Origin of the sequence: Streptomyces sp. BK340, assembly GCF_007827595.1 — a bacterium.
Lineage (GTDB): Bacteria > Actinomycetota > Actinomycetes > Streptomycetales > Streptomycetaceae > Streptomyces.
On record NZ_VISR01000001.1, the window covers coordinates 171728 to 193686 of the forward strand.

Consider the following 21959-nt stretch of genomic DNA (forward strand, 5'->3'; position numbering starts at 1 on the left):
GCCAGTCGGGAGGCGGATCTCCGAGAGTCCCGGCAGTCTGGAATCACTCGAAAAAATGCACGTCCTTACGGGGGTAGGCTCAACATCGGCCGGTGGGCAGAAGTGCACCGGCGGCCGGGTGGGCGCATGCCCCGAAGACCGGCGACCGACATGTGGAGAGGAGCCCTGACCCAGGGTGAGCATCAAGCCGACCACCACAGACCTTGAGTGGACCGAGCTCGACCAGCGGGCCGTGGACACCGCTCGCGTCCTGGCCGCCGACGCCGTACAGAAGGTCGGCAACGGCCATCCCGGTACGGCGATGAGCCTGGCTCCGGCCGCGTACACCCTCTTCCAGAAGGTGATGCGGCACGACCCCGCCGACCCGGAGTGGGTCGCCCGCGACCGCTTCGTGCTGTCCGCCGGCCACTCGTCCCTGACCCTCTACACGCAGCTCTACCTGGCCGGCTTCGGCCTGGAGCTGGACGATCTGAAGGCCTTCCGCACCTGGGGCTCGAAGACCCCGGGCCACCCGGAGTACGGGCACACCAAGGGCGTCGAGACCACCACGGGCCCGCTGGGCCAGGGTGTCGCCAACGCGGTGGGCATGGCCATGGCCGCCCGCTACGAGCGCGGTCTGTTCGACCCGGACGCCCCGCAGGGCGAGTCCCCGTTCGACCACTTCATCTACTGCATCGCCGGTGACGGCTGCCTGCAGGAGGGCATCTCCGCCGAGGCGTCCTCGCTCGCCGGTCACCAGAAGCTCGGCAACCTGATCCTGCTGTGGGACGACAACCACATCTCGATCGAGGGCGACACGGAGACGGCCGTCTCCGAGGACACGGTCAAGCGGTACGAGGCCTACGGCTGGCACGTGCAGCGGATCGCCCCGAAGCCGGACGGCGACCTCGACCCGCACGCCATCTACAACGCGATCGAGGCCGCGAAGCAGGTCACGGACAGGCCGTCCTTCATCGCGATGCGCTCGATCATCGCCTGGCCCGCTCCGAACGCGCAGAACACCGAGGCCGCGCACGGCTCGGCGCTCGGCGACGACGAGGTCGCGGCCACCAAGCGTGTCCTCGGCTTCGACCCGGAGCAGTCCTTCGAGGTCTCCGACGAGGTGCTGGGCCACACCCGCAAGGCCGTGGAGCGCGGCCGCGAGGCCAAGGCCGAGTGGGACAAGTCCTTCCAGCTCTGGCGCGACAACAACGCCGAGCGCGCGGCCGAGTTCGACCGGATCAGCGCGGGCGAGCTGCCCACCGGCTGGGAGGAGAAGCTCCCGGTCTTCGAGCCGGGCAAGGGCGTCGCGACGCGTGCCGCCTCCGGCAAGGTGCTGCAGGCGCTGGGCGCGGTCGTCCCCGAGCTGTGGGGCGGCTCCGCCGACCTCGCCGGGTCGAACAACACGACCATCGACAAGGACAGCTCGTTCCTGCCGGCGGACAACCCGCTGCCGGAGGCAGACCCGTACGGCCGCACCATCCACTTCGGCATCCGCGAGCACTCCATGGCCGCGGAGATGAACGGCATCACCCTGCACGGAAACACCCGTGTCTACGGCGGTACGTTCCTCGTCTTCTCCGACTACATGCGCAACGCGGTGCGTCTGTCGGCCCTGATGCACCTGCCGGTGACGTACGTGTGGACGCACGACTCCATCGGTCTGGGCGAGGACGGCCCGACGCACCAGCCCATCGAGCACCTGGCCTCGCTGCGCGCGATCCCCGGTCTGAACGTCGTCCGCCCGGCGGACGCCAACGAGACCGCGATCGCCTGGCGCGAGATCCTCAAGCGCTACACCAAGGAGTTCGGCAAGGGCGCCCCGCACGGCCTCGCGCTGACCCGCCAGGGCGTGCCGGTGTACGAGCCCGACGACAACGCCGCGCGTGGCGGTTACGTCCTGTTCGAGGCTGATGGCGGCGAGCCGCAGGTGATCCTGATCGCCACCGGTTCCGAGGTGCACGTGGCCGTGGAGGCGCGCGAGCAGCTGCAGGCCGACGGGGTTCCGACGCGGGTCGTGTCGATGCCGTCGGTGGAGTGGTTCGAGGAGCAGGACCGGGGGTACCGGGACTCCGTGCTGCCGCCGTCGGTGAAGGCACGTGTCGCGGTCGAGGCGGGCATCGGCCTCACCTGGCACAAGTACGTCGGCGACGCCGGCCGCATCGTTTCCCTGGAGCACTTCGGTGCGTCCGCGGACGGCAAGGTCCTCTTCCGCGAGTTCGGCTTCACTGCCGAGAACGTGGCCGCGAAGGCCCGCGAGTCCCTCGCCGACGCCCAGCGCTGACGCTCATATACGACACGTAGGAGATGTAATTCCATGACAGACGCACTCAAGCGCCTCTCCGAGGAGGGCGTCGCGATCTGGCTGGACGACCTGTCGCGCAAGCGGATCACGTCCGGCAACCTCGCCGAGCTGATCGACCAGCAGCACGTCGTGGGCGTCACCACCAACCCGACGATCTTCCAGAAGGCGATCAGCGGCGGCGACGGCTACGAGCAGCAGCTGTCGGACCTCGCCGCCCGCAAGGTCACCGTCGACGAGGCCATCCGCATGATCACCACGGCGGACGTCCGGGACGCCGCCGACATCCTGCGCCCGGTCTTCGACGCCACCGAAGGCCAGGACGGCCGGGTCTCCATCGAGGTCGACCCGCGCCTGGCCCACAACACCCGGGCGACCGTCGCCGAGGCCAAGCAGCTCGCCTGGCTGGTCGACCGCCCGAACACCCTGATCAAGATCCCGGCCACCAAGGCGGGTCTGCCGGCGATCGCGGAGACGATCGGCAACGGGATCAGCGTCAACGTCACGCTGATCTTCTCCCTGGAGCGCTACCGCGCGGTCATGGACGCCTTCATCACGGGCCTGGAGAAGGCGCGCGAGAAGGGCCTCGACCTCTCCCTGATCCACTCCGTGGCGTCCTTCTTCGTGTCCCGTGTGGACACCGAGATCGACAAGCGCCTGGACGGGCTCGGCACCGACGAGGCCAAGGCGCTGCGCGGCAAGGCCGCCGTGGCCAACGCCCGTCTCGCCTACGAGGCGTACGAGGAGGTCTTCTCCTCCGACCGCTGGAAGGCGCTGGAGAACGCGGGCGCCAACAAGCAGCGGCCGCTGTGGGCGTCGACCGGCGTCAAGGACCCGGCGTACCAGGACACGATGTACGTGACGGACCTGGTCGCGCCGAACACGGTCAACACCATGCCGGAGGCCACCCTGGAGGCCACCGAGGACCACGGCGAGATCACCGGCAACACCATCGCCGGTACCTACGAGCAGGCCCGCGCCGACCTCGACGCGCTCGAGAAGCTCGGGATCTCGTACGACGACGTGGTCCAGGTCCTGGAGGACGAGGGCGTCGAGAAGTTCGCGGCGTCCTGGAACGACCTGCTGAAGTCGACCGAGGCGGAGCTGAAGCGCCTCGCCCCCTCGGAGGGCTGAGTTGTCACCCCTTGCTGGTTCCGGAGCGAACCCGCTTCGTGACCCCGCCGACCGACGGCTCCCGCGTATCGCGGGGCCGTCGGGCCTGGTGATCTTCGGCGTCACGGGCGACCTGTCGCGCAAGAAGCTGATGCCCGCGGTGTACGACCTCGCGAACCGGGGTCTGCTTCCGCCGGGCTTCTCCCTGGTGGGCTTCGCCCGCCGCGAGTGGGAGAACGAGGACTTCGCGGCCGAGGTCCACGACGCCGTCAAGGCGCACGCTCGTACGCCGTTCCGTGAGGAGGTCTGGCAGCAGCTCATCCAGGGGATGCGCTTCGTCCAGGGCACCTTCGACGACGACGACGCGTTCGAGCGGCTGCGCGCCACCATCGAGGAGCTGGACAAGGCACAGGGCACGGGCGGCAACTTCGCCTTCTACCTGTCGGTGCCGCCGCGCTCCTTCCCCGTGGTCATCCAGCAGCTGAAGAAGCACGGCCTGACCGACCAGACCGGCGGTTCCTGGCGCCGCGCGGTCATCGAGAAGCCGTTCGGCCACGACCTGGAGTCGGCCGAGGAGCTGAACAAGGTCGTGCACGAGGTGTTCGAGCCGGACCAGGTGTTCCGGATCGACCACTACCTCGGCAAGGAGACCGTCCAGAACATACTGGCGCTGCGCTTCGCCAACACGATGTTCGAGCCGATCTGGAACCGGTCCTTCGTGGACCATGTGCAGATCACCATGGCCGAGGACATCGGCGTCGGCGGCCGTGCCGGCTACTACGACGGCATCGGCGCCGCCCGTGACGTCATCCAGAACCACCTGCTCCAGCTGCTCGCGCTGACCGCGATGGAGGAGCCCGCCTCCTTCGACGCGGACGCGCTGGCCGCCGAGAAGACCAAGGTGCTCGGCGCCGTCCGGCTGCCGAAGGACCTGGGCCGCGCCACCGTCCGCGGGCAGTACGCCGCGGGCTGGCAGGGCGGCGAGAAGGTCATCGGCTACCTCGAAGAGGACGGCATCGACCCGAAGTCGAAGACCGACACCTACGCGGCCGTGAAGCTGGAGATCGACAACCGCCGCTGGGCGGGTGTCCCCTTCTATCTGCGCACCGGCAAGCGTCTCGGCCGCCGGGTCACAGAGATCGCCGTCGTCTTCCAGCGGGCCCCGCACTCCCCCTTCGACCACACGGCGACGGAGGAGCTGGGCTCGAACGCGGTCGTCATCCGCGTGCAGCCGGACGAGGGCATCACGGTCCGCTTCGGCTCGAAAGTGCCGGGCACCTCGATGGAGATCCGGGACGTGTCCATGGACTTCGCCTACGGCGAGTCCTTCACGGAGTCCAGCCCGGAGGCCTACGAGCGGCTGATCCTGGACGTCCTGCTGGGCGACGCCAACCTCTTCCCGCGCACGGAGGAGGTCGAGCTGTCCTGGAAGATCCTCGACCCGATCGAGCAGTACTGGGACAAGCACGGCAGGCCCGCGCAGTACCCGTCGGGCACCTGGGGCCCCGCCGAGGCGGACGAGATGCTCGCACGAGACGGACGGAGCTGGCGCCGGCCATGAAGATAGACCTGACCGGCACCACCGCCGGCGAGATCAACAAGGCGCTCGTACAGGGCCGCCGGGCCATCGGCACCCCGGCCGTCGGCATGGTCCTGACCCTCGTCATCGTCACCGACGAGGAGAACGCCTACGACGCCCTGAAGGCCGCCAACGACGCCTCGCGCGAGCACCCCTCGCGCACGCTGGTGGTCATCAAGCGCGTCTCCCGCTCCCCGCGCGGCCGTACGTCGTCCCGGCTGGACGCCGAGGTGCGGGTCGGCGCGGACGCGGGCACCGGCGAGACGGTGGTGCTGCGGCTGTACGGCGAGGTGTCCGACCATGCCGACTCGGTCGTCCTGCCGCTGCTGCTGCCGGACGCCCCGGTCGTCGTCTGGTGGCCGGTGAACGCCCCGCTCGACCCGGCCAAGGACCCGCTGGGCGCGCTCGCCCAGCGCCGGGTCACCGACAGCTACGCCGCCGAGCAGCCGGTGCGGGAGCTGTCCGCCCGTGCCGCGGCCTACACGCCCGGCGACACCGATCTGTCCTGGACCCGGATCACGCCGTGGCGCTCGATGCTGGCGGCGGCCCTGGACCAGGTGGTCTGTGAGGTGAAGGCCGTCGAGGTGGAGGGCGAGGAGTTCAACCCGAGCTGTGAGCTGCTGGCGATGTGGCTCGCGGACCGGCTGGACGTCCCCGTCAAGCGCTCGCTGTCCGCGGGCCCGGGCCTGACCGCCGTCCGCATCGACACCAGCTGCGGTCCGATCGTCCTGGACCGGGCCGACGGCTCGCTGGCCACCCTGGCGATCGACGGCCAGCCGGCCCGCGCGGTGGCGCTCAAGCGGCGGGACACCGCCGAGCTGATCGCGGAGGAGCTGCGCCGGCTGGACCCGGACGACACCTACGCGTCGGCGCTGCGCTACGGCGTGGAGCGACTGAACTCGGGCACCGAGGCCGCAGCGGCGGAGCCGGTGGCGGAGGCCGGGGCGGAGGCGGAGGCCGCCGCGGCGCCCGCGAAGAAGGCGGCCGCCAAGAAGGCTCCGGCGAAGAAAGCGGTGGCGAAGTGAGCACCCCGCAGCTGGTCGTGCACCGCGACAAGGAACTGATGGCGCAGGCCGCCGCGGCCCGTCTGATCACGAAGATCGTGGACGCGCAGGCCTCCCGGGGCCACGCGTCCGTGGTCCTCACAGGCGGCCGCAACGGCAACGGCCTGCTGGCCGCGCTGTCGGCGGCCCCTGCCCGGGACGCCGTCGACTGGAGCCGGATCGACCTCTGGTGGGGCGACGAGCGCTACCTCCCCGAGGGCGACCCGGAGCGCAATGTCACGCAGGCCCGCGAGGCCCTGCTGGACGCCGTACCGGTGGACCCTGAGCGGGTGCACGCCATGCCCGCCTCCGACGGGCCCCACGGTGCGGACGTCGAGGCGGCCGCGGAGGCCTACGCGGCGGAACTGGCGAAGGCGGCCGGCCCCGAGAACCACGGTGCCGTCCCCTCCTTCGACGTGCTGATGCTGGGCGTCGGCCCGGACACCCACGTGGCCTCGCTCTTCCCGGAGCTGCCCGCGGTGCGCGAGACGGAGCGGACGGTGGTCGGCGTCCACGGCGCCCCCAAGCCACCGCCGACCCGGGTCTCACTGACCCTTCCGGCGATCCGTTCGGCCCGTGAGGTCTGGCTGCTCGCGGCCGGCGAGGACAAGGCCCAGGCCGTGGCCATCGCCCTGTCGGGCGCGGGCGAGGTCCAGGCGCCGGCGGCGGGCGCGTACGGCAGGCAGCGCACCCTTTGGCTGCTGGACGCGGCTGCGGCTTCGCAGCTGCCGCGGTCGCTGTACCCGCCGGCTTCGCCGTGAACCGGGGGGTGGGGGCGCCCGGCGCCGCCACCCCTACTTCACCGACCCCGCCATCACCCCCTGCACGAAGTGCCGCTGGAAGGCGAAGAACACCACCACCGGCACGATCAGGGACAGGAACGCGCCCGGGGCCAGGACGTCGATGTTGCTGCCGAACTGGCGGATCTGGGACTGGAGTTCGACCGTCAGCGGCTGGGACGAGCTGTCGGCGAAGAGCAGGGCGACCAGCATGTCGTTCCAGACCCACAGGAACTGGAAGATGGCGAGGCTGGCGATGGCCGGACGGCCCACCGGCAGGACCAGGCGGGTGAAGATGCGCCATTCGCTGCCGCCGTCCATGCGCGCGGCCTCCAGCATCTCCTTCGGCATCTCCGCGAAGTAGTTCCGCAGCAGGAACACCGCGAACGGCAGACCGTAGGCGACGTGGAAGAGGACCACACCGGGGATCGTGCCGAACAGGCCCAGCTGGCCGAAGAGTTTGGCCACCGGCAGCAGGCCGATCTGCACCGGCACCACCAACAGGGCCACCACCAGCAGGAACAGCGGTTCGCGGCCGGGGAAGTCCAGCCAGGCGAAGGCGTATCCGGCGAGCGCCGCGATGACGACGACCAGGGTGGTCGCCGGCACCGAGATCAGCACGGTGTTCCAGAACGCCTGGGTCATCCCGGAGTTCTTCAGCAGCGCCGAGTAGTTGTCGAAGGACAGCTGGCCGGGGCTCGCCAGGGCGGTCCACCAGCCACCCTTCGCCGTGTCCTGGGCCGACCGCATCGACGACACGAACAGTCCCGCCAGCGGGGTCAGCCAGACCAGGCCGATCACCACGAGGAACGCCTGGACCAGACTGTTGCCCAGGCCGCGCCTGACCGTGTTCATGGCCGAGTTCATCGCTGGCTCCTTCGGAAGCGGCGGACGTTGAAGACCATCGCGGGGATCACCAGGAGCAGGAGCAGCACGCCGAGGGCACTGCCCAGGCCCTGGTTGTTGCCGCCGCCGAAGGACACCAGCCACATCTGGGTCGCGAGGACGGTGGCGTCCTCCTGCACCGGTCCCGGCGCGATGATGTAGACGAGGTCGAAGACCTTCATCACGTTGATCACGAGGGTCACGAACACGACGGTCAGCACGGGGGCGAGCAGCGGGACCGTGATCCTGCGGAAGATCTGCCACTCGTTCGCGCCGTCCATCCGGGCGGCTTCCAGCGCGTCCCGCGGGAGGGCCGACAGACCCGCGCCGATCAGCACCATCGCGAAGCCGGTCCAGATCCACAGGTACGCGCCGATGATGGCCGGTGTGACGAGCGTCGGGCCGAGCCAGGAGATTCCCTGGTAGGGCGGGGCGAAGTTCGAGGCGGGCAGCTTGACGGTGTACGAGCCCCGGTCGAGCCCGGAGAAGCGGAAGGAGCCGTCGGAGGCGGACGTGGTGCTCGCGACCGTCTTTCCGTCGCGCAGCGCCTCGACCTTCATGCCGGGCAGGCCGCTCTCCTTCGGGTCGACCCTGCCCTGCTTCCCTCCGCCGCCGGGCGTGAAGTCCAGGTAGACCACGCCGCGCAGTTCGCCGGCTGCCGCCGTGCGGGCCGCGGCCGGGTAGGCGGGCGAGGTGCCCTTCGGCAGGTCCTTGGGCAGTACGCCCACCAGGCCGAGGGCGACCGAGTGCCCCGGGGACAGGCCCGCGTCCGTCAGGTAGGAGCCGTCCCGGCCCCGGCTGAGGCCGTGCCCGTCACGCGCCCGGGCCGTCGGGTACGACGAGGTCCCCGTGAAGGCGTCGTGGACGGAGACGACAGCGGCGTCGAGGACACCCTTGTCCGGGTCCTCGTCGTAGGCGAGCCGGAAGATGATGCCGGCGGCGAGGAAGGACACGGCCATCGGCATGAACAGCAGGAGCTTGAAGGCGGTGGCCCAGCGCACCTTCTCCACCAGGACGGCCAGGATCAGGCCGAGGCCGGTGAGCAGGGCCGGGGCCACGACGACCCAGATGGTGGTGTTGCGGATGGCCTTCAGGGTGGCCGGGTCGCGGAACATCTCGGTGTAGTTGTCGCCGCCGACGAACCGGGTGCCGGAGGCGTCGAAGAAGCTGCGGCCGACGGAGAACAGCACCGGGTAGACGACGAGGGCGCCGAGCAGGAGCAGGGCGGGGAAGACGAAGAGCAGGGCGACGGTCCGGGCGCGGCGCCGACCGCGGCGCCCGCGGGCCGCGCCTGCGGCCCGCGGGTTCGCCTGTCGCTCGGCGAGTGTGGTGGGGGTCATCGGTCCGCTCAGCCCTGGTAGGCCTTGGCCGCCGCGGACTCCAGCTTCGCCGCGGTGCCCTTCGGGTCGGAGGGGTCGCGCAGGAAGTCCTGGAGCAGCTTCCACTCACCGGCGCCCTTGGTGCCGCCGAAGGCGGCCGGTGCCTGGTCGGACATGTCGAAGCGGACCGAGTCCCCGGCCGAGACGAGGGACCTGGCGGTGGCCCGGGTGACGTCGTCGCTGTAGGAGGCGAGGTCGAGCTTCTTGTTCGGGGACAGGAAGCCGCCCGCCTTCGCCCACACGGCCGCCGCCTCCGGGGTGGCGAGGTACTCCAGGAGCTTCATGCCGGCCTTGGCGTTCTTGCCGTCCTTGAGGACGACGGCCGCGTCGCCGCCGCTCACCACCGGTGCCGTGCCGCCGCCGACCGCGGGGAACGGGAAGAAGTTCGCGTCCTTGCCGATGGTCTTCTGGAACTGGTCGTGGGCCACACCGGCGACGAAGTCGCCCTCGTAGACCATGCCGGCCTCGGGCTTGGGCCCGAAGACCTTCTCGACGGAGCTGGGGAAGTCGGTGTTCAGCGCCTCCTTCTGGCCGCCGGCGATCAGCTGCTTGTCCTTGAAGAGCTTGCCGAGCGTGGTGAGCGCCGTGACGACCGAGGAGTCCGTCCACTTCAGCTTGTGGGCGGCGAGGGCGTCGTACTTCGCGGGTCCGGCCTGGGAGAGGTAGATGTTCTCGAACCAGTCGGTGAGCGTCCAGCCGTCCTGACCTGCGACGGCGAAGGCCGAGAGCCCGGAGTCGGAGACGGTGTGCCCGGCCTTGAGCATCTCGTCGTAGGTCTTGGGCGGCTTGACGCCGGCCTGGGCGAGGGCGTCGGGGCTGTACCAGACGGTCGACTTGTGGGCGGCCTTGAAGTAGAGGCCGTAGAGGGTGCCGCCGACGCTGCCGTACTTCTTCCACACGGGTGCGAAGTCGGCGTCGACCGTCTTCCCGGCGGTCGGGGACAGCGGCTTGAGCCAGCCCTTCTGTGCGAACTGCTGGAGCACGCCGACCTGCGGGACCATCACGACGTCGGGCGCGTTGCCGCCCTCGATCTTGCTGCCGACGACCGTGGAGACGTTGTCGCCGGTGGAGACGAACTGCGTCTTGGCACCGGTCTTCGCGGTGAACGCGTCGAGCACCTTCTGGAAGTTCTTCTGCTCGCTGCCGGACCAGACGCCGGCCACGGTGACGGTCTGGCCGCTGAGCGCCTTGTCGCCACCTCCCGCGGTGACCGGGCCGCCGCCGCAGGCGGTCGCGCCGAGCGCCAGGGCGAGGGCGGTGCAGCTGGTGAGCAGGGTGGTACGGCGTCGCATCATCGTTGATGTCCCTTCGAGGGGTGTGAGTTGACGGAGGATCAGAGGTCGGAGTCGCTCAGCCACCAGGCGGCCGTCGAGCCGGGCAGCACCCCGGCCGTGCAGGGACCGCTGGACAACAGGGGGGTGCCGGAGACCGGCGAGGGCGTGGGGGACGTACCGAAGTTGACGGCGCAGACGAGGCCGTCGCCGCGGACGAAGGCGAGGACGCCCGGCGGTGTGTCCAGCCAGCGCAGCGCGCCCTCGCCCAGCTGGGGCAGCGAGGCCCGGAGCTGGAGACCGTCTCGGTACAGGTGCCAGAAGGAGCGGGTGTCGGCGAGGGCGCGGTCGGTCGCGTACTCGGCGAAGTACTCGGGCTGCGGCAGCCACGGCTTGGCGCTCTCGGCGCCGGAGGTGAAGCCGAACGGGGAGGCCTGTCCGGACCAGGGCAGGGGCACCCGGCAGCCGTCGCGGATGCGGGCGCGGCTCCCGGTGCGGTGGAAGATCGGGTCGGTGAGCACGTCGTCGGGCAGGTCGACGACCTCGGGCAGGCCCAGCTCCTCGCCCTGGTAGATGTACGCGGCCCCGGGCAGCGCGAGCATCAGCAGCGCGGCGGCGCGGGCGCGGGCGGCGCCGAGACCACTGCCCTCGGTGGCGGGTTCGCCGTAGCGGGTGACGGTGCGGACCTGGTCGTGGTTGTTGAGGACCCAGGTGACGGTGGAACCCGTGCCGGCTATGTCCTGCATGGCCTCGGAGATGACCTTGCGGAAGGCGTCGGCGTCCCAGGCCGCGCCGAGCAGGTCGAAGAAGAAGGCCTGGTGCAGTTCGTCCGGGCGGACGTACCGGGCGTGTTCGCGGGCGGTGGGGACCGAGACCTCGCCGACCAGCAGCCGTTCGCGTCCGTCGCGTGCCGTGTACTCCTCGCACACCGCGCGCCAGTGCCGCCACACGTCGTGCACCTCGGGCTGGTTCCAGGCGAGCGGGTTGACCGAGTCGCGGGTGCGGGCGTCGGCCTCCGGGTCGTCGGAGTCGGGCAGTGCGGGGTGCTTGTAGAGGCCGGCGGCGACGTCGATGCGGAAGCCGTCCACTCCACGGTCCAGCCAGAAGCGCAGGACGCGGTCGAACTCGGCGGGGATCTCGGGGTTGCGCCAGTTCCAGTCGGGCTGTTCGGGCGTGAACATGTGCAGGTACCACTGGCCGGGGCGGCCGTCCGCCTCCGTGACCCGGGTCCAGGCCGGGCCGCCGAACATGGCGTGCCAGTTGTTGGGCGGTTCGCTGCCGTCCGGGCCACGGCCGTCGGCGAAGTGGAAGCGGGCGCGGGCCGGGCTGCCGGGCCCGGCGGCGAGGGCCTCGCGGAACCACGGGTGCTCGCTGGAGCAGTGGTTGGGGACGATGTCCAGGAGCACCCTGACGCCGAGCCGCCGGGCTGCCGCCACCAGCAGGTCGAACTCGGCGAGGTCGCCGAAGAGCGGGTCGACGCCGCAGTAGTCGGCGACGTCGTAGCCGTGGTCGTGCTGGGGCGAGGGGTAGAAGGGGCTCAGCCAGATCCCGTCGACGCCGAGCTTCTTCAGGTACGGCAGTCCCGCGCGGACTCCGGCGAGATCGCCGACGCCGTCGCCGGTGCTGTCGAGGAAGCTGCGGACGTAGACCTGGTAGATCACCGCGTCACGCCACCAATGATGCCTGTTCAACCCTGTGGCCTGTCTCTGTGAAGGGCAGCAGTTATGCATGCATGTTAGGTAGGCGTGTCGCGAGGGTGTCAATGAAAAGAACAAAGGCTACTGGAGAGTTGGGGTCACAAATACGGACTTCCCAGGGCATTCCAAAGCCAGATGAGATGTCCGCGTTACCTAACAAGTAACTAGCGGTTGGAGACGGCGGCCAGCTCGCGCGCGAGTCGTCGCACGGCGGCCTCGGGCGTCTCGTGCCCGGTCAGCGCGTCCTGCACGACCGCCTGCACCACCAGGCTGACCTGGTCGTAGTGCGGGCTCTTGGGGCGCGGCTCGGCCGTGAGGACGGCCGTGCGCAGGGTCGGCAGATAGGGGAACTTCCGTACGAGCGCGGGATCTTCGTAGAGCGCGGCGCGTACCGGAGGCAGCGAACCCCGGGTGAGCACCTGACGCTGGACGCCCTCGCTGGTGAGGTACGCGATCAGGCGTGCGGCCGAGTCGGGGTGCCGGGCGTGGGTGTTGACGGCCAGGTTGGAGCCGCCGAGGACGCTCTTGCCCGGCCCGTCGGGCCCGGGCAGCGGTACGGCGCCGATCCGGCCGGCGACCCTGGACCCCGGGGCCGAGGCCACGGCGTAGGCGTAGGGCCAGTTGCGCAGGAAGAGCAGCCGGCCGTCCTGGAAGGCCTGCTTGGACTCCTCTTCCTTGTACGTCAGCGCCGCCTTCGGGATCCAGCCCTCGCGCAGACCGCGGGCGAGGAAGCCGATGCCCTCACGGGCCGCGTCCGAGTCGACGGTGACGCGGGTGCCCTCGTCGCCGAGGATGGAGCCGCCCGCCGAGTACACGGCCTCGGCCGCGTTGACGGTCAGGCCCTCGTAGGACAGGAACTGGCCCGCGTAGCCGTCCAGGCCGTACTTCGGCGCGATGGTCTTCGCATCGTGCTCCAGCTCGGCCCAGGTTCGCGGCGGCGGCACGCCCTCCTCGGCGAGGACGTCCTTGCGGTACAGCAGCAGCCCGGCGTTGGTGACGTACGGCACGGCGTACAGCCGCCCGTCGTACGTGGCCGTGTCCACGACCGGCTGCAGGAAGCTCTTCAGCGGGAAGCGGTCGCGCGGCAGCGGGCGGATCCAGCCGGCGGCCGCGAACTCCGAGGTCCAGTTGACGTCGATGTTGAGCACGTCGAACCGGCCCCGGTCGCCGCCGCGCAGGTCGGTGGTCATCTGCGCGTGGGTCTCGTCGGCGGAGTCCGGCAGCTCGACGAGGGTGACCTTCTCCGCGGGATGCGTACGGTTCCAGCCCTCCAGGAGCGGACCGAGGTAGCCGGTCAGGTCACCGGCGGTGGCCAGGGTGAGCGGACCGCTGCGGTCGCGCTCGTCGGGGTGCGCCCCCGAGGCCGTGTACCCGGTCAGGACCACGGCCAGAACGAGGAGCCCCCTACCGGCGGCGCGCATCCACCGCATAGGTTCCTCCCTGAACACGTACACCCGGCCACGAGCACCCTCGCCCGACGGTCAGAGGCCATGTATACCTGTTAGGTATGGGCGATACTAGGGCCTGGAGCACATTACGAGAACAGGAGGACAGCACGAGTGCGTCTGCCCCTCCTGGCACTCCTCGCACGCGGCCCGGCCCACGGCTACGAGCTGAAGCAGGACCTTGAGCTACTGCTGGGCTCCGCGTACCCTCAGCCGAACGTCGGCCAGATCTACGTGACCCTCGGCCGCCTCGAGAAGTCGGGACTGATCGAGGGCGAGGACGTCGAGCAGTCCAGCCGGCCCAACAAGAAGGTCTACCACCTCACCGACGCCGGGCGCGAGGCGCTGCACGCCTGGTTCGAGGAGACCGAGGACGAGCCGCGGGTCCGGGACGAGTTCTTCATGAAGCTCGCGCTCGCCCCGCAGACCGGTCTCGCCGAGCAGATCGCCCTCATCAACAAGCAGCGGCGCCAGTACCTCAACACCATGCGCAACCTGTCGAAGCTGGCCGCGGCCGAGAACCGGGACAACCGAATCGCCCATCTGCTCATAGAGGGCGCGATGCTGCACCTGCAGGCCGACCTCGACTGGCTGGAGCGGTGCCAGGAGGAACTGGAGGAGCTGGAGTGAGCGACGCCCACGCTCCTGTGCTGCGCGCCGAGGGTCTGGTGAAGACCCACCACGGCGAGGGCGCGCCCGCGCGTGCCGTCCGCGGGGTCGGCCTGAGTGTCGAGCGGGGCGAGTTCGTGGCGATCACCGGGCCGTCCGGCGCCGGCAAGTCCACACTGCTGCACCTGCTCGGCGGCCTGCAGCGGCCGGACGAGGGCAGCATCTGGCTCGACGGCCGGTGCACGGACTCCTTCAGCGAGGCGCGCTGGGCGGTGGAGCGCAGGAAGGCCATCGGGATCGTCTTCCAGTTCTTCAACCTGGTGTCGAACCTGTCGGTCGCCGACAACGTCGAGCTGCCCGCCCTGCTCGCCGGCGTCCCGCCGAAGCGGGCCCGGGCCGAGCGCGAGACACTCCTTTCCGAGCTGGGCCTGGAGGGCAAGGAGCGCAGCATGCCGGGCGAGCTGTCCGGCGGCGAACAGCAGCGGGTCGCACTCGCCCGCGCCCTGGTCAACCACCCGCCGCTGCTGCTCGCGGACGAGCCCGCCGGCAGCCTCGACAGCAAGGGCACCCGTGAGGTGATGCGGCTGCTGTCCCGCTTCCACGGGCGCGGGCAGAGCATCGTCCTCGTCACCCACGATGCCCGGCTGGCCAGCGCCGCCGACCGCGTGATCAGCTTCTTCGACGGCCGCATAGCCGACGACGCCGCACTGGACGGCTCCCCGTCCCGCAGGCCCGGGACCTCGGGTGTGCTGGAGCTGAGGGACTGATGGCGCGCCGACTGCGCGGGGCCGGGGACTGAGCCGTGCGAGCCACCCTGCGCTGGGCCCACTCCGATCTGCGCACGCACCGCGGCGAGGCGCTGTTCATCACGCTCGCCACCGCCGGGATCGTCGCCTCGCTGCTGCTGGCCGCCGCCCTCTTCGGCTACGCCACCAACCCGTGGCAGCGGACCTTCACCCAGGCACGCGGGGCCCACGTCTGGATCCACACGGCCGCCTCCACCGACGCCCGCCGGCTCGCCCGGCTGGACGGCGTCGAGTCCGTCGCCGGCCCCTACCGGACCGAGGCCGCCACCGTCGCCTCCCGCGGCACCCGCGCCGCCGTGGAGCTGCGCGGCACCCCGCACCTGCCCTCCGTCGGGCGCCCGCTGCTCACCGCCGGCCACTGGCTGGACCCGGCGCGGCCGGACGGCGTGGTCCTGGAGACCCGCCTGGCCCGGGCCCTGCTGGCCGAGCCCGGCGACACCCTCACCCTCCCCGGTACCGCCCGCACCCTCACCGTCGAGGGCATCGCCGACAGCGCGGAGCCCGGCTACAGCCCGGGCGCCCAGCCGGGGCTCGTCTGGGCACTGCCGTCCGCCGTGCGGGCCCCCGGCGGCCAGGTGACCGGGCTGCGCCTGAAGGCCCCTTCCGACACGGACTACGCGGTCCAGCGTGCCGTCACCGTGCTGGGCGCGGGCGCGGTCGGCGAGGTCTCCACCTGGCAGCAGGCGCGGGCCGACGCCCAGGGCGAGAACCGGCTCCTCGGCCAGGTGCTCGGCCTCTTCGGGCTCGGCGCCCTGGTCGCCGCGGGATTCGCCGTGCACGGGGCGATCGGCACCCGCATCCGCGGCCATCTGCGGGACATCTCGGTGCTGAAGGCGATCGGCTTCACGCCGGGCCAGGTCGTACGGATCTTCCTGCTCCAGCACCTGGCGTACGCCATGCTGGGTGCGGCGGCCGCGGCCGCGGTGACCGAGAGCCTCGGCACCCGGATCCCGGGGCGGCTCGGCGACGCCGTGGGCGTGTGGCAGGGGTTGCCGGGGCACACCGTGACGCTGTCCGCCGTGCCCGTGGCAGCGGTGCTGTTCATCGGCCTGACCACGGGACTCGCGGCCTGGCGGGCGGGCCGGGTGCCCCCGGTGCCGGTGCCCCGCCCGTCAGCTCCGGCGGGCGGCCGGCTGACCGGCCTGGCCCGCCGTGCCCTGGGGCTGCGGCTGCCGGCCGCGCTGGTCCTGGGCTGCCACAAGGCGTTCGCGGGCCGCGGCCGGTCGCTGGCCGGTGTGGCCCGGCTGACGCTGCCGCTGCTGCTGATCGTGGTGGCGCTCAGCGCGTGGACCACCATCGACCGCTTCCACGGCAGCCCGGAACGGGTGGGCCTGCCCACGGCGCTCGCCCTCCGCTCGGACGGCGACCTGAGCGACCCTGACGTACGGGCCCTGCTGGCGGCGAACGACCAGGTCACCGCCGCCTATCCGGGCGTCGAGCTCGCGGCGCTGGTCCCCGGTCAGACCGGAACGATCGCCCTGCGCGGCCTCGGCACCCGCTCGCAGCCGTACCCCTGCACCCTCGCCGAGGGCCGGGCCGCGCACGGACCGGACGAGGCCGTGGCCGGCCAGGGCCTGCTGGACCTGCTGCATGTGCGGGTCGGCGACTGGGTGCGGATGACGGTGGGCGAGCAGCCGCAGATCCTGCACATCGTGGGCCGCAGCATCGAACCGCAGAACGCCGGCCGGGTCGTGACGACCTCCCTGGACACCCTGCGCGAGAACGACCCGCGGCTGTCCCCGGCCTTCTACCAGCTGCGGCTGCGCCCGGGCACCGACCCGCAGCGGGTCGCCTCCGCCCTGACCACCGCCGGGAACGGCCATCTGGACGTGCACGCCATGACCAACCCGGCCGACGGGCTGTCCCCGCTGCGCGCGGTCGTCGCCGGGCTGATCGCCGTGCTCGCCCTCATCGGGCTCGTCGAGCTGCTCACCGCGATCGGCGGAAGCGTCCGGGAGGGCGAGCGGGACATGCTCGCCCTCAGAGCGATCGGCATGTCCCCTCGGCAGATCACCGCGATCACCGTCACGGCGACGACCTGCACGGCCCTGGCCGCGGTCCTCGCCGCCACGGCCCTGGGGCTGCCGCTGGCGCACCGGCTGATCGACGCCCAGGGCAGCTCCAACGGCATCGGCGCCGGCATCGCCGAGTCGCCCTCGCCCAGCCTGCTGCTCCTGCTGGACGCGGGCGCCGTACTGGGAGCCGCGGCCCTGGCCGCCCTCCCCGCGGCCCGGGCGGCACGCCGCCGCCTGGCGGACACCCTGAGCGCGGTGGCCTGAGCCCGGTTCCGCATGTCCGCGGCAGCGCTTTCGCGTGTGGGTCAGCTACGGCCGCGCAGCTCCCGGTACCTGGCGACCAGTGCCTTCGTGGAGGCGTCCAGGCCCGGCACGTCGGCGCCCTCGGTCAGGGCCGGTTCGACGCGCTTGGCGAGGACCTTGCCCAGTTCCACGCCCCACTGGTCGAAGGAGTCGATGTTCCAGACCGCGCCCTGGACGAACACCTTGTGCTCGTAGAGGGCGACCAGCTGGCCGAGCACGGACGGGGTCAGCTCGCGGGCGAGGATCGTGGTGGTCGGCCGGTTGCCCGGGAACGTCTTGTGCGGGACGAGCTCCTCGGACACGCCCTCCGCACGGACCTCCTCGGCCGTCTTGCCGAAGGCGAGGGCCTGGGTCTGGGCGAAGAAGTTGGCCATCAGCAGGTCGTGCTGGGCCCTGAGTTCACCGCTCAGCTCGGCGACCGGCTCGGCGAAGCCGATGAAGTCCGCCGGGATCAGCTTGGTGCCCTGGTGGATCAACTGGTAGTAGGCGTGCTGCCCGTTGGTGCCGGGCGTGCCCCAGACCACCGGCCCGGTCTGCCATTCGACCCGCTTGCCGTCCCGCCCCACGTACTTGCCGTTGGACTCCATGTCCAGCTGCTGGAGGTACGCCGTGAACTTGGACAGGTAGTGGCTGTACGGCAGCACCGCGTGCGACTGGGCGTCGTGGAAGTTGTCGTACCAGATGCCCAACAGGCCCAGGAGCAAGGGCACGTTGTCCTCGGCGGGCGCGGTCCGGAAGTGGTCGTCGATCAGGCGGAAGCCGTCGAGCATCTCCCGGAACCGGTCGGGTCCGATGGCGATCATCAGGGACAGGCCGATCGCGGAGTCGTACGAATAGCGGCCACCGACCCAGTCCCAGAACTCGAACATGTTGGCCGTGTCGATGCCGAACTCGGCGACCTTCTCGGTGTTGGTCGACAGGGCCACGAAGTGCTTGGCCACCGCGGACTCGGCACCGAGCGCGTCCAGCAGCCACTTCCGGGCAGAGGTCGCGTTGGTGATCGTCTCGATCGTGGTGAAGGTCTTGGAGGCGATGATGAACAGCGTCTCGGCCGGGTCCAGGCCGCGGGTGGCCTCGTGCAGGTCGGCACCGTCCACGTTGGAGACGAAGCGGACGGTGAGGTCGCGGTCGGTGAAGCTGCGCAGCACCTCATAGGCCATCGCGGGACCCAGGTCGGAGCCACCGATGCCGATGTTGATCACGTTCTTGATGCGCCTGCCGGTGTGGCCGGTCCACGCGCCCGAACGCACGCGCTCGGCGAAGCCGCTCATCTTGTCCAGCACGGCGTGCACGGCCGGGACGACGTTCTCCCCGTCGACCTCGACCACCGCGTCCCGCGCAGCGCGCAGCGCGGTGTGCAGCACCGCCCGGTTCTCGGTGACGTTGATCTTCTCGCCGCGGAACATGGCGTCGCGCAGGCCGAAGACGTCCGTGGCGGCGGCCAGCTCGCGCAGCAGCCGCAGCGTCTCGTCGGTGACCAGGTGCTTCGAGTAGTCGATGTACAGGTCGCCGACCTGCAGGGTGTACCCGGCGCCACGCTCCGGGTCGGCGGCGAACAGCTCCCGCAGATGAGTGTCGGCCAGCTCCTCCCGGTGCTTCGTGAGAGCGGTCCACTCGGGCGTCTGGTTGAGCCTGGTGCGTCCGTCTGCGTTCATATCCGACTTCAGCCTTCTTTCCTGCGACCTGTCCTGCCGCGTACCTTCCCCGCTGCCGGTTCCAACCTAGTTGATCAGTGGGGGCCCTGAGCTGTTACGGCGCCGTCCTGCGGGGCAACAACAGGTACGTCCGGCTTGCGCGCGGGTATCAGCGCGATGACGGCGAGAACGAAGAATCCGGCCGTGAGCAGAGGCGGGGTGCTGACGCCCCAGGCGGTCGCGACGGCGCCGCCCAGCAGGGCCCCCAAGGGCACTCCGGCGCAGGCCAGGGTCCGGAAGGCCGCGGCCACCCGGCCGAGCGTTCCGGCGGGGCTGCGCTCCTGCATCAGGGTCGTCGTGTTCACGTTCCACACCATGCCCATGACCCCGAAGACGAAGAGCGCCCCCACCAGCACGGCCAGGCTGCGCACGGTGCCCATGACGACGAGCGCCCCGGTCTGCACCGCGCCGGCGAGCAGGACCGAGCCCGTCCGGCCGAGGCGGTCCACCAGCCGGCGGTTCAGCAGCCCTCCGGCCAGGTTGCCCAGGGTGACGGCGGTGCCCGCCGCCGCGAATCCAGCGGGTCCCGCGTCCAGCCAGCCGGTGACCAGGACGACCAGGGTGGCGAGCAGTGCGCCCATGCCGATGTTGCACAGGGCGGTGGCGGCACAGAGTCCGCGCAGGGCGCCGTCGCGCCACAGCGTGCGCAGTCCGTCGGCGATGTCCCGGCGCAGGGTGCCGGCACCGGGGCCGGCCGCCCGCCGGGTGACCGGGAGGCTGGCGGCCAGTGCGGCGGCCACCAGGAACGTGGCCGCGTCGACGGCGAAGGGGAGGGCAGCCCCGGCTGCGATCAGCAGCGGCACGGCGGGCGCGCCGAGCAGTCCGCCGGCGATCCGCTGTCCGGTCATCAGCCGGGCGTTCGCACTGCCGAGGGCCTCGGTCTCCACCAGGGCGGGCAGCAGGGCGGTCGACGCGTTGTCGAACAGTGTCTGGAGCGTGGTCAGGGTGAAGGCCAGCAGGATCAGCAGACCGATCGAGGCCTGCCCCAGCGCGACGGCCACCGCGAAGCCCGCGACCAGGAGGCCCCGCAGCGTGTCCACCGTCCACATGGCCCGCCGCTGGTCCACCCGGTCGGCGACGGCGCCGCCGAGCAGCCCGAAGACGATCCAGGGCAGATAGCCGCAGGCGGTGACCGACGCGATGAGCAGGGGCTCGTCCGTCAGCGAGGCGGCCAGCAGCGGGAGCGCGGCCGTACGCAGCGCGTCACCGAAGCTGGAGAGCACCGCGGCACTCCACAACCGTCCGAATCCCCCGCGCCACATCGGCGCACCCGGCTTCGCCACCTCGGCTCCCGTCACAACTCCCCCTCGCGGTTCACGCCTTCACGAAAACCGTAGGGGGTGCCACTGACAGCCGGCCGGACGTGCGGGGAGGAACGGCTTCGGCCAGGCACCCTGGGGGCACCCGGCCGATGACAAGTCCTAGATCTCGCCACGCAGTTTCGCGAGCGCCTCCGCGAGGATCGCCTCGCCGTCCGCGTCGCTGCGCCGCTCCCGTACGTACGCGAGGTGCGTCTTGTACGGCTCGGTGCGCGGCGGGTCCGGCGGGTTGTCCCGGTCCTGGCCGGCCGGGAAGCCGCAGCGCGGGCAGTCCCAGGTCTCGGGCACCTGCGCGTCGCTGGCGAAGCTCGGCTGCGTCTCGTGCCCGTTGGAGCACCAGAAGGAGATGCGCAGACGCGGCGCGGACTCGCCGCGCTCGGCCTCGCCCATCGGCCCCGCCCCGACCCGACTTCCTCGGATCGCGTTGCCACTTGCCACGGTGTAACTCCCTGCGTAATGGTGCCGCGAAGCGAGTCGGCGTTCCGCTTCGCCGCGAGCGCCTCAGTCTACGTAAGGCCCAACGCGCGTCCAGTGATTGGAGTTACAGCCCCCACATCTAGACGCAAGCCCCATGATAGGCCGCGCTCACGAGCGCGTACCGAACATGGGGCCTTACGTACGGAATGTATGTGCTTGCGAGACGCCGATCAGCTGTTCGTCTTCATCAGGATGCCGAGGACGACGATGCACGCGAACCAGAGCAGACCGATCACGATGGTGATGCGGTCGAGGTTGCGCTCGGCGACCGAGGAGCCGCCGACGGACGACTGCATGCCGCCACCGAACATGTCGGAGAGGCCGCCGCCCTTCCCCTTGTGCATCAGCACCAGCAGCATCAGCAGCAGGCTGAAGACGATCAGGGCGATCGAGAACCCCAAAACCACGGCTGGACCAACTTCCTCGGATTCGGATAAACGACGGGGACACAGCACGACGGCTGTGCCCCCGCCAGGGTACGACGGATCGCGTCTAGCGCATACTCACTGGTCGCGGAAGCGCACGATCTTGACGAACTCGTCGGCGTCCAGCGAGGCACCGCCCACCAGGGCGCCGTCGATGTCGGCCTGCGCCATGATCTCCGCGACGTTGCCCGACTTCACGGAGCCGCCGTACTGGATGCGGACCTGGTCGGCCAGCTCCTGGGAGTACAGCTCGGCGATCTTGGCACGGATCGCGGCGCAGACCTCCTGGGCGTCCTCGGCGCCGCAGACCTTGCCGGTACCGATGGCCCAGACGGGCTCGTAGGCGATCACGACGGTCTCGGCCTGCTCGGCCGGGAGGTCCTTCAGACCGCCCTCGACCTGGGCGAGGGTGTGGGTGACGTGGTTGCCCGCCTCGCGGACCTCCAGCTCCTCGCCGACGCACATGATCGGGGTCAGACCGTGCCTGTAGGCGGCCTTGACCTTGGCGTTCACGACCTCGTCGGTCTCGTTGTGGTACTGGCGGCGCTCGGAGTGCCCGATGGCCACGTAGGTGCACTTCAGCTTGGCCAGCATCGGACCCGAGATCTCGCCCGTGTAGGCGCCGGAGTCGTGCGCCGAGAGGTCCTGGGCACCGTACTTGATCTTGAGCTTGTCGCCGTCGACCAGGGTCTGCACGGAGCGCAGGTCGGTGAAGGGCGGCAGGACGGCGACCTCGACGGCCTCGTAGTCCTTGTCGGCCAGGGCGAAGGCGAGCTTCTGGACGTGCGCGATGGCCTCGAGGTGGTTGAGGTTCATCTTCCAGTTGCCCGCCATCAGCG

The 21959-nt window shown here is 70.9% G+C and carries 18 protein-coding genes; 8 read left to right on the forward strand and 10 right to left on the reverse strand.

Features of this window, described 5'->3' with window-relative positions; genetic code table 11:
- Positions 1-175 precede the first annotated feature (175 nt).
- Genes tkt through pgl form a run of 5 tightly spaced genes read left to right on the forward strand, consistent with a single transcriptional unit; the run spans position 176 to position 6777 of the window.
- The gene (gene tkt, locus FB157_RS00880) at positions 176-2263 is read left to right on the forward strand and encodes a transketolase (protein ID WP_145874920.1); all 2088 of its coding nucleotides are present in this window, start codon (positions 176-178) and stop codon (positions 2261-2263) included.
- 33 nt (positions 2264-2296) lie between these two features.
- On the forward strand, positions 2297-3415 hold the full coding sequence (tal, locus tag FB157_RS00885) for a transaldolase (protein ID WP_145874922.1): 1119 nt from the start codon (positions 2297-2299) through the stop codon (positions 3413-3415).
- A 1-nt stretch (position 3416) separates the two neighbouring features.
- On the forward strand, positions 3417-4955 hold the full coding sequence (gene zwf / locus FB157_RS00890; protein WP_145874924.1) for a glucose-6-phosphate dehydrogenase: 1539 nt from the start codon (positions 3417-3419) through the stop codon (positions 4953-4955).
- The gene (opcA, locus tag FB157_RS00895) at positions 4952-5998 is read left to right on the forward strand and encodes a glucose-6-phosphate dehydrogenase assembly protein OpcA (RefSeq protein WP_145874926.1); all 1047 of its coding nucleotides are present in this window, start codon (positions 4952-4954) and stop codon (positions 5996-5998) included. Before zwf ends, opcA begins: the two co-directional genes overlap by 4 nt.
- Complete coding sequence (pgl, locus tag FB157_RS00900; protein WP_145874928.1) at positions 5995-6777, forward strand: 6-phosphogluconolactonase; 783 nt, start codon at positions 5995-5997, stop codon at positions 6775-6777. The genes opcA and pgl overlap by 4 nt, the downstream gene beginning before the upstream one ends.
- A gap of 33 nt (positions 6778-6810) precedes the next feature.
- Here the strand turns inward: pgl and FB157_RS00905 are convergent, their stop codons facing one another.
- From FB157_RS00905 to FB157_RS00925, 5 genes are all read right to left on the reverse strand, one after another.
- A complete protein-coding gene (locus tag FB157_RS00905) occupies positions 6811-7650 on the reverse strand; it encodes a carbohydrate ABC transporter permease (protein ID WP_145875677.1) in 840 nt (279 codons plus the stop codon).
- An 8-nt stretch (positions 7651-7658) separates the two neighbouring features.
- The gene (locus FB157_RS00910) at positions 7659-9020 is read right to left on the reverse strand and encodes an ABC transporter permease subunit (protein WP_145874930.1); all 1362 of its coding nucleotides are present in this window, start codon (positions 9018-9020) and stop codon (positions 7659-7661) included.
- An 8-nt stretch (positions 9021-9028) separates the two neighbouring features.
- A complete protein-coding gene (locus FB157_RS00915) occupies positions 9029-10354 on the reverse strand; it encodes an ABC transporter substrate-binding protein (protein ID WP_145874931.1) in 1326 nt (441 codons plus the stop codon).
- A 38-nt stretch (positions 10355-10392) separates the two neighbouring features.
- Positions 10393-12060, reverse strand: a complete 1668-nt coding sequence (locus FB157_RS00920; protein ID WP_186581272.1) for an alpha-amylase family glycosyl hydrolase — start codon at positions 12058-12060, stop codon at positions 10393-10395.
- 131 nt (positions 12061-12191) lie between these two features.
- Entirely contained in the window at positions 12192-13457 is a 1266-nt protein-coding gene (locus FB157_RS00925) for an ABC transporter substrate-binding protein (protein WP_145874935.1), read from the reverse strand.
- Positions 13458-13586: 129 nt separating this feature from the next.
- Here FB157_RS00925 and FB157_RS00930 point away from each other — a divergent pair, with 129 nt between their 5' ends.
- From FB157_RS00930 to FB157_RS00940, 3 genes are read left to right on the forward strand one after another with little or no spacing between them, the layout of a single operon-like run.
- A complete protein-coding gene (locus tag FB157_RS00930) occupies positions 13587-14102 on the forward strand; it encodes a PadR family transcriptional regulator (protein WP_066992223.1) in 516 nt (171 codons plus the stop codon).
- Positions 14099-14848: an ABC transporter ATP-binding protein gene (locus tag FB157_RS00935; RefSeq protein WP_145874937.1), complete on the forward strand. Its 750-nt coding sequence runs from the start codon at positions 14099-14101 to the stop codon at positions 14846-14848. Before FB157_RS00930 ends, FB157_RS00935 begins: the two co-directional genes overlap by 4 nt.
- Positions 14849-14883: 35 nt before the next feature.
- Positions 14884-17166, forward strand: coding sequence for an FtsX-like permease family protein (locus FB157_RS00940; protein ID WP_145874938.1), 2283 nt, complete (start codon positions 14884-14886; stop codon positions 17164-17166).
- Positions 17167-17207: 41 nt separating this feature from the next.
- Here FB157_RS00940 and pgi read toward each other — a convergent pair whose 3' ends face one another.
- From pgi to tpiA, 5 genes are all read right to left on the reverse strand, one after another.
- Positions 17208-18860: a glucose-6-phosphate isomerase gene (gene pgi, locus FB157_RS00945; RefSeq protein WP_145874940.1), complete on the reverse strand. Its 1653-nt coding sequence runs from the start codon at positions 18858-18860 to the stop codon at positions 17208-17210.
- Between the two features lie 74 nt (positions 18861-18934).
- Positions 18935-20161: an MFS transporter gene (locus tag FB157_RS00950; protein ID WP_145875679.1), complete on the reverse strand. Its 1227-nt coding sequence runs from the start codon at positions 20159-20161 to the stop codon at positions 18935-18937.
- A 159-nt stretch (positions 20162-20320) separates the two neighbouring features.
- Positions 20321-20608 (reverse strand): RNA polymerase-binding protein RbpA, encoded by a 288-nt coding sequence (locus tag FB157_RS00955; RefSeq protein ID WP_007448238.1) that lies wholly within the window; start codon positions 20606-20608, stop codon positions 20321-20323.
- Positions 20609-20865: 257 nt separating this feature from the next.
- On the reverse strand, positions 20866-21102 hold the full coding sequence (gene secG / locus FB157_RS00960; RefSeq protein WP_020939321.1) for a preprotein translocase subunit SecG: 237 nt from the start codon (positions 21100-21102) through the stop codon (positions 20866-20868).
- A gap of 96 nt (positions 21103-21198) precedes the next feature.
- Complete coding sequence (tpiA, locus tag FB157_RS00965; protein WP_145875681.1) at positions 21199-21954, reverse strand: triose-phosphate isomerase; 756 nt, start codon at positions 21952-21954, stop codon at positions 21199-21201.
- Positions 21955-21959 lie beyond the last annotated feature (5 nt).

Bases quoted from the DNA above. Each gene is read 5' to 3' on its own strand.
- tpiA (WP_145875681.1), bottom strand. From the start codon at position 21,954: ATGGCGGGCAACTGGAAGATGAACCTCAACCACCTCGAGGCCATCGCG.
- FB157_RS00910 (WP_145874930.1), bottom strand. From the start codon at position 9,020: ATGACCCCCACCACACTCGCCGAGCGACAGGCGAACCCGCGGGCCGCA.
- tal (WP_145874922.1), top strand. From the start codon at position 2,297: ATGACAGACGCACTCAAGCGCCTCTCCGAGGAGGGCGTCGCGATCTGG.
- FB157_RS00950 (WP_145875679.1), bottom strand. From the start codon at position 20,161: ATGTGGCGCGGGGGATTCGGACGGTTGTGGAGTGCCGCGGTGCTCTCC.
- FB157_RS00905 (WP_145875677.1), bottom strand. From the start codon at position 7,650: ATGAACACGGTCAGGCGCGGCCTGGGCAACAGTCTGGTCCAGGCGTTC.
- opcA (WP_145874926.1), top strand. From the start codon at position 4,952: ATGAAGATAGACCTGACCGGCACCACCGCCGGCGAGATCAACAAGGCG.
- pgi (WP_145874940.1), bottom strand. From the start codon at position 18,860: ATGAACGCAGACGGACGCACCAGGCTCAACCAGACGCCCGAGTGGACC.
- FB157_RS00915 (WP_145874931.1), bottom strand. From the start codon at position 10,354: ATGATGCGACGCCGTACCACCCTGCTCACCAGCTGCACCGCCCTCGCC.
- FB157_RS00920 (WP_186581272.1), bottom strand. From the start codon at position 12,060: ATGCATAACTGCTGCCCTTCACAGAGACAGGCCACAGGGTTGAACAGG.
- FB157_RS00925 (WP_145874935.1), bottom strand. From the start codon at position 13,457: ATGCGGTGGATGCGCGCCGCCGGTAGGGGGCTCCTCGTTCTGGCCGTG.
- FB157_RS00955 (WP_007448238.1), bottom strand. From the start codon at position 20,608: ATGGGCGAGGCCGAGCGCGGCGAGTCCGCGCCGCGTCTGCGCATCTCC.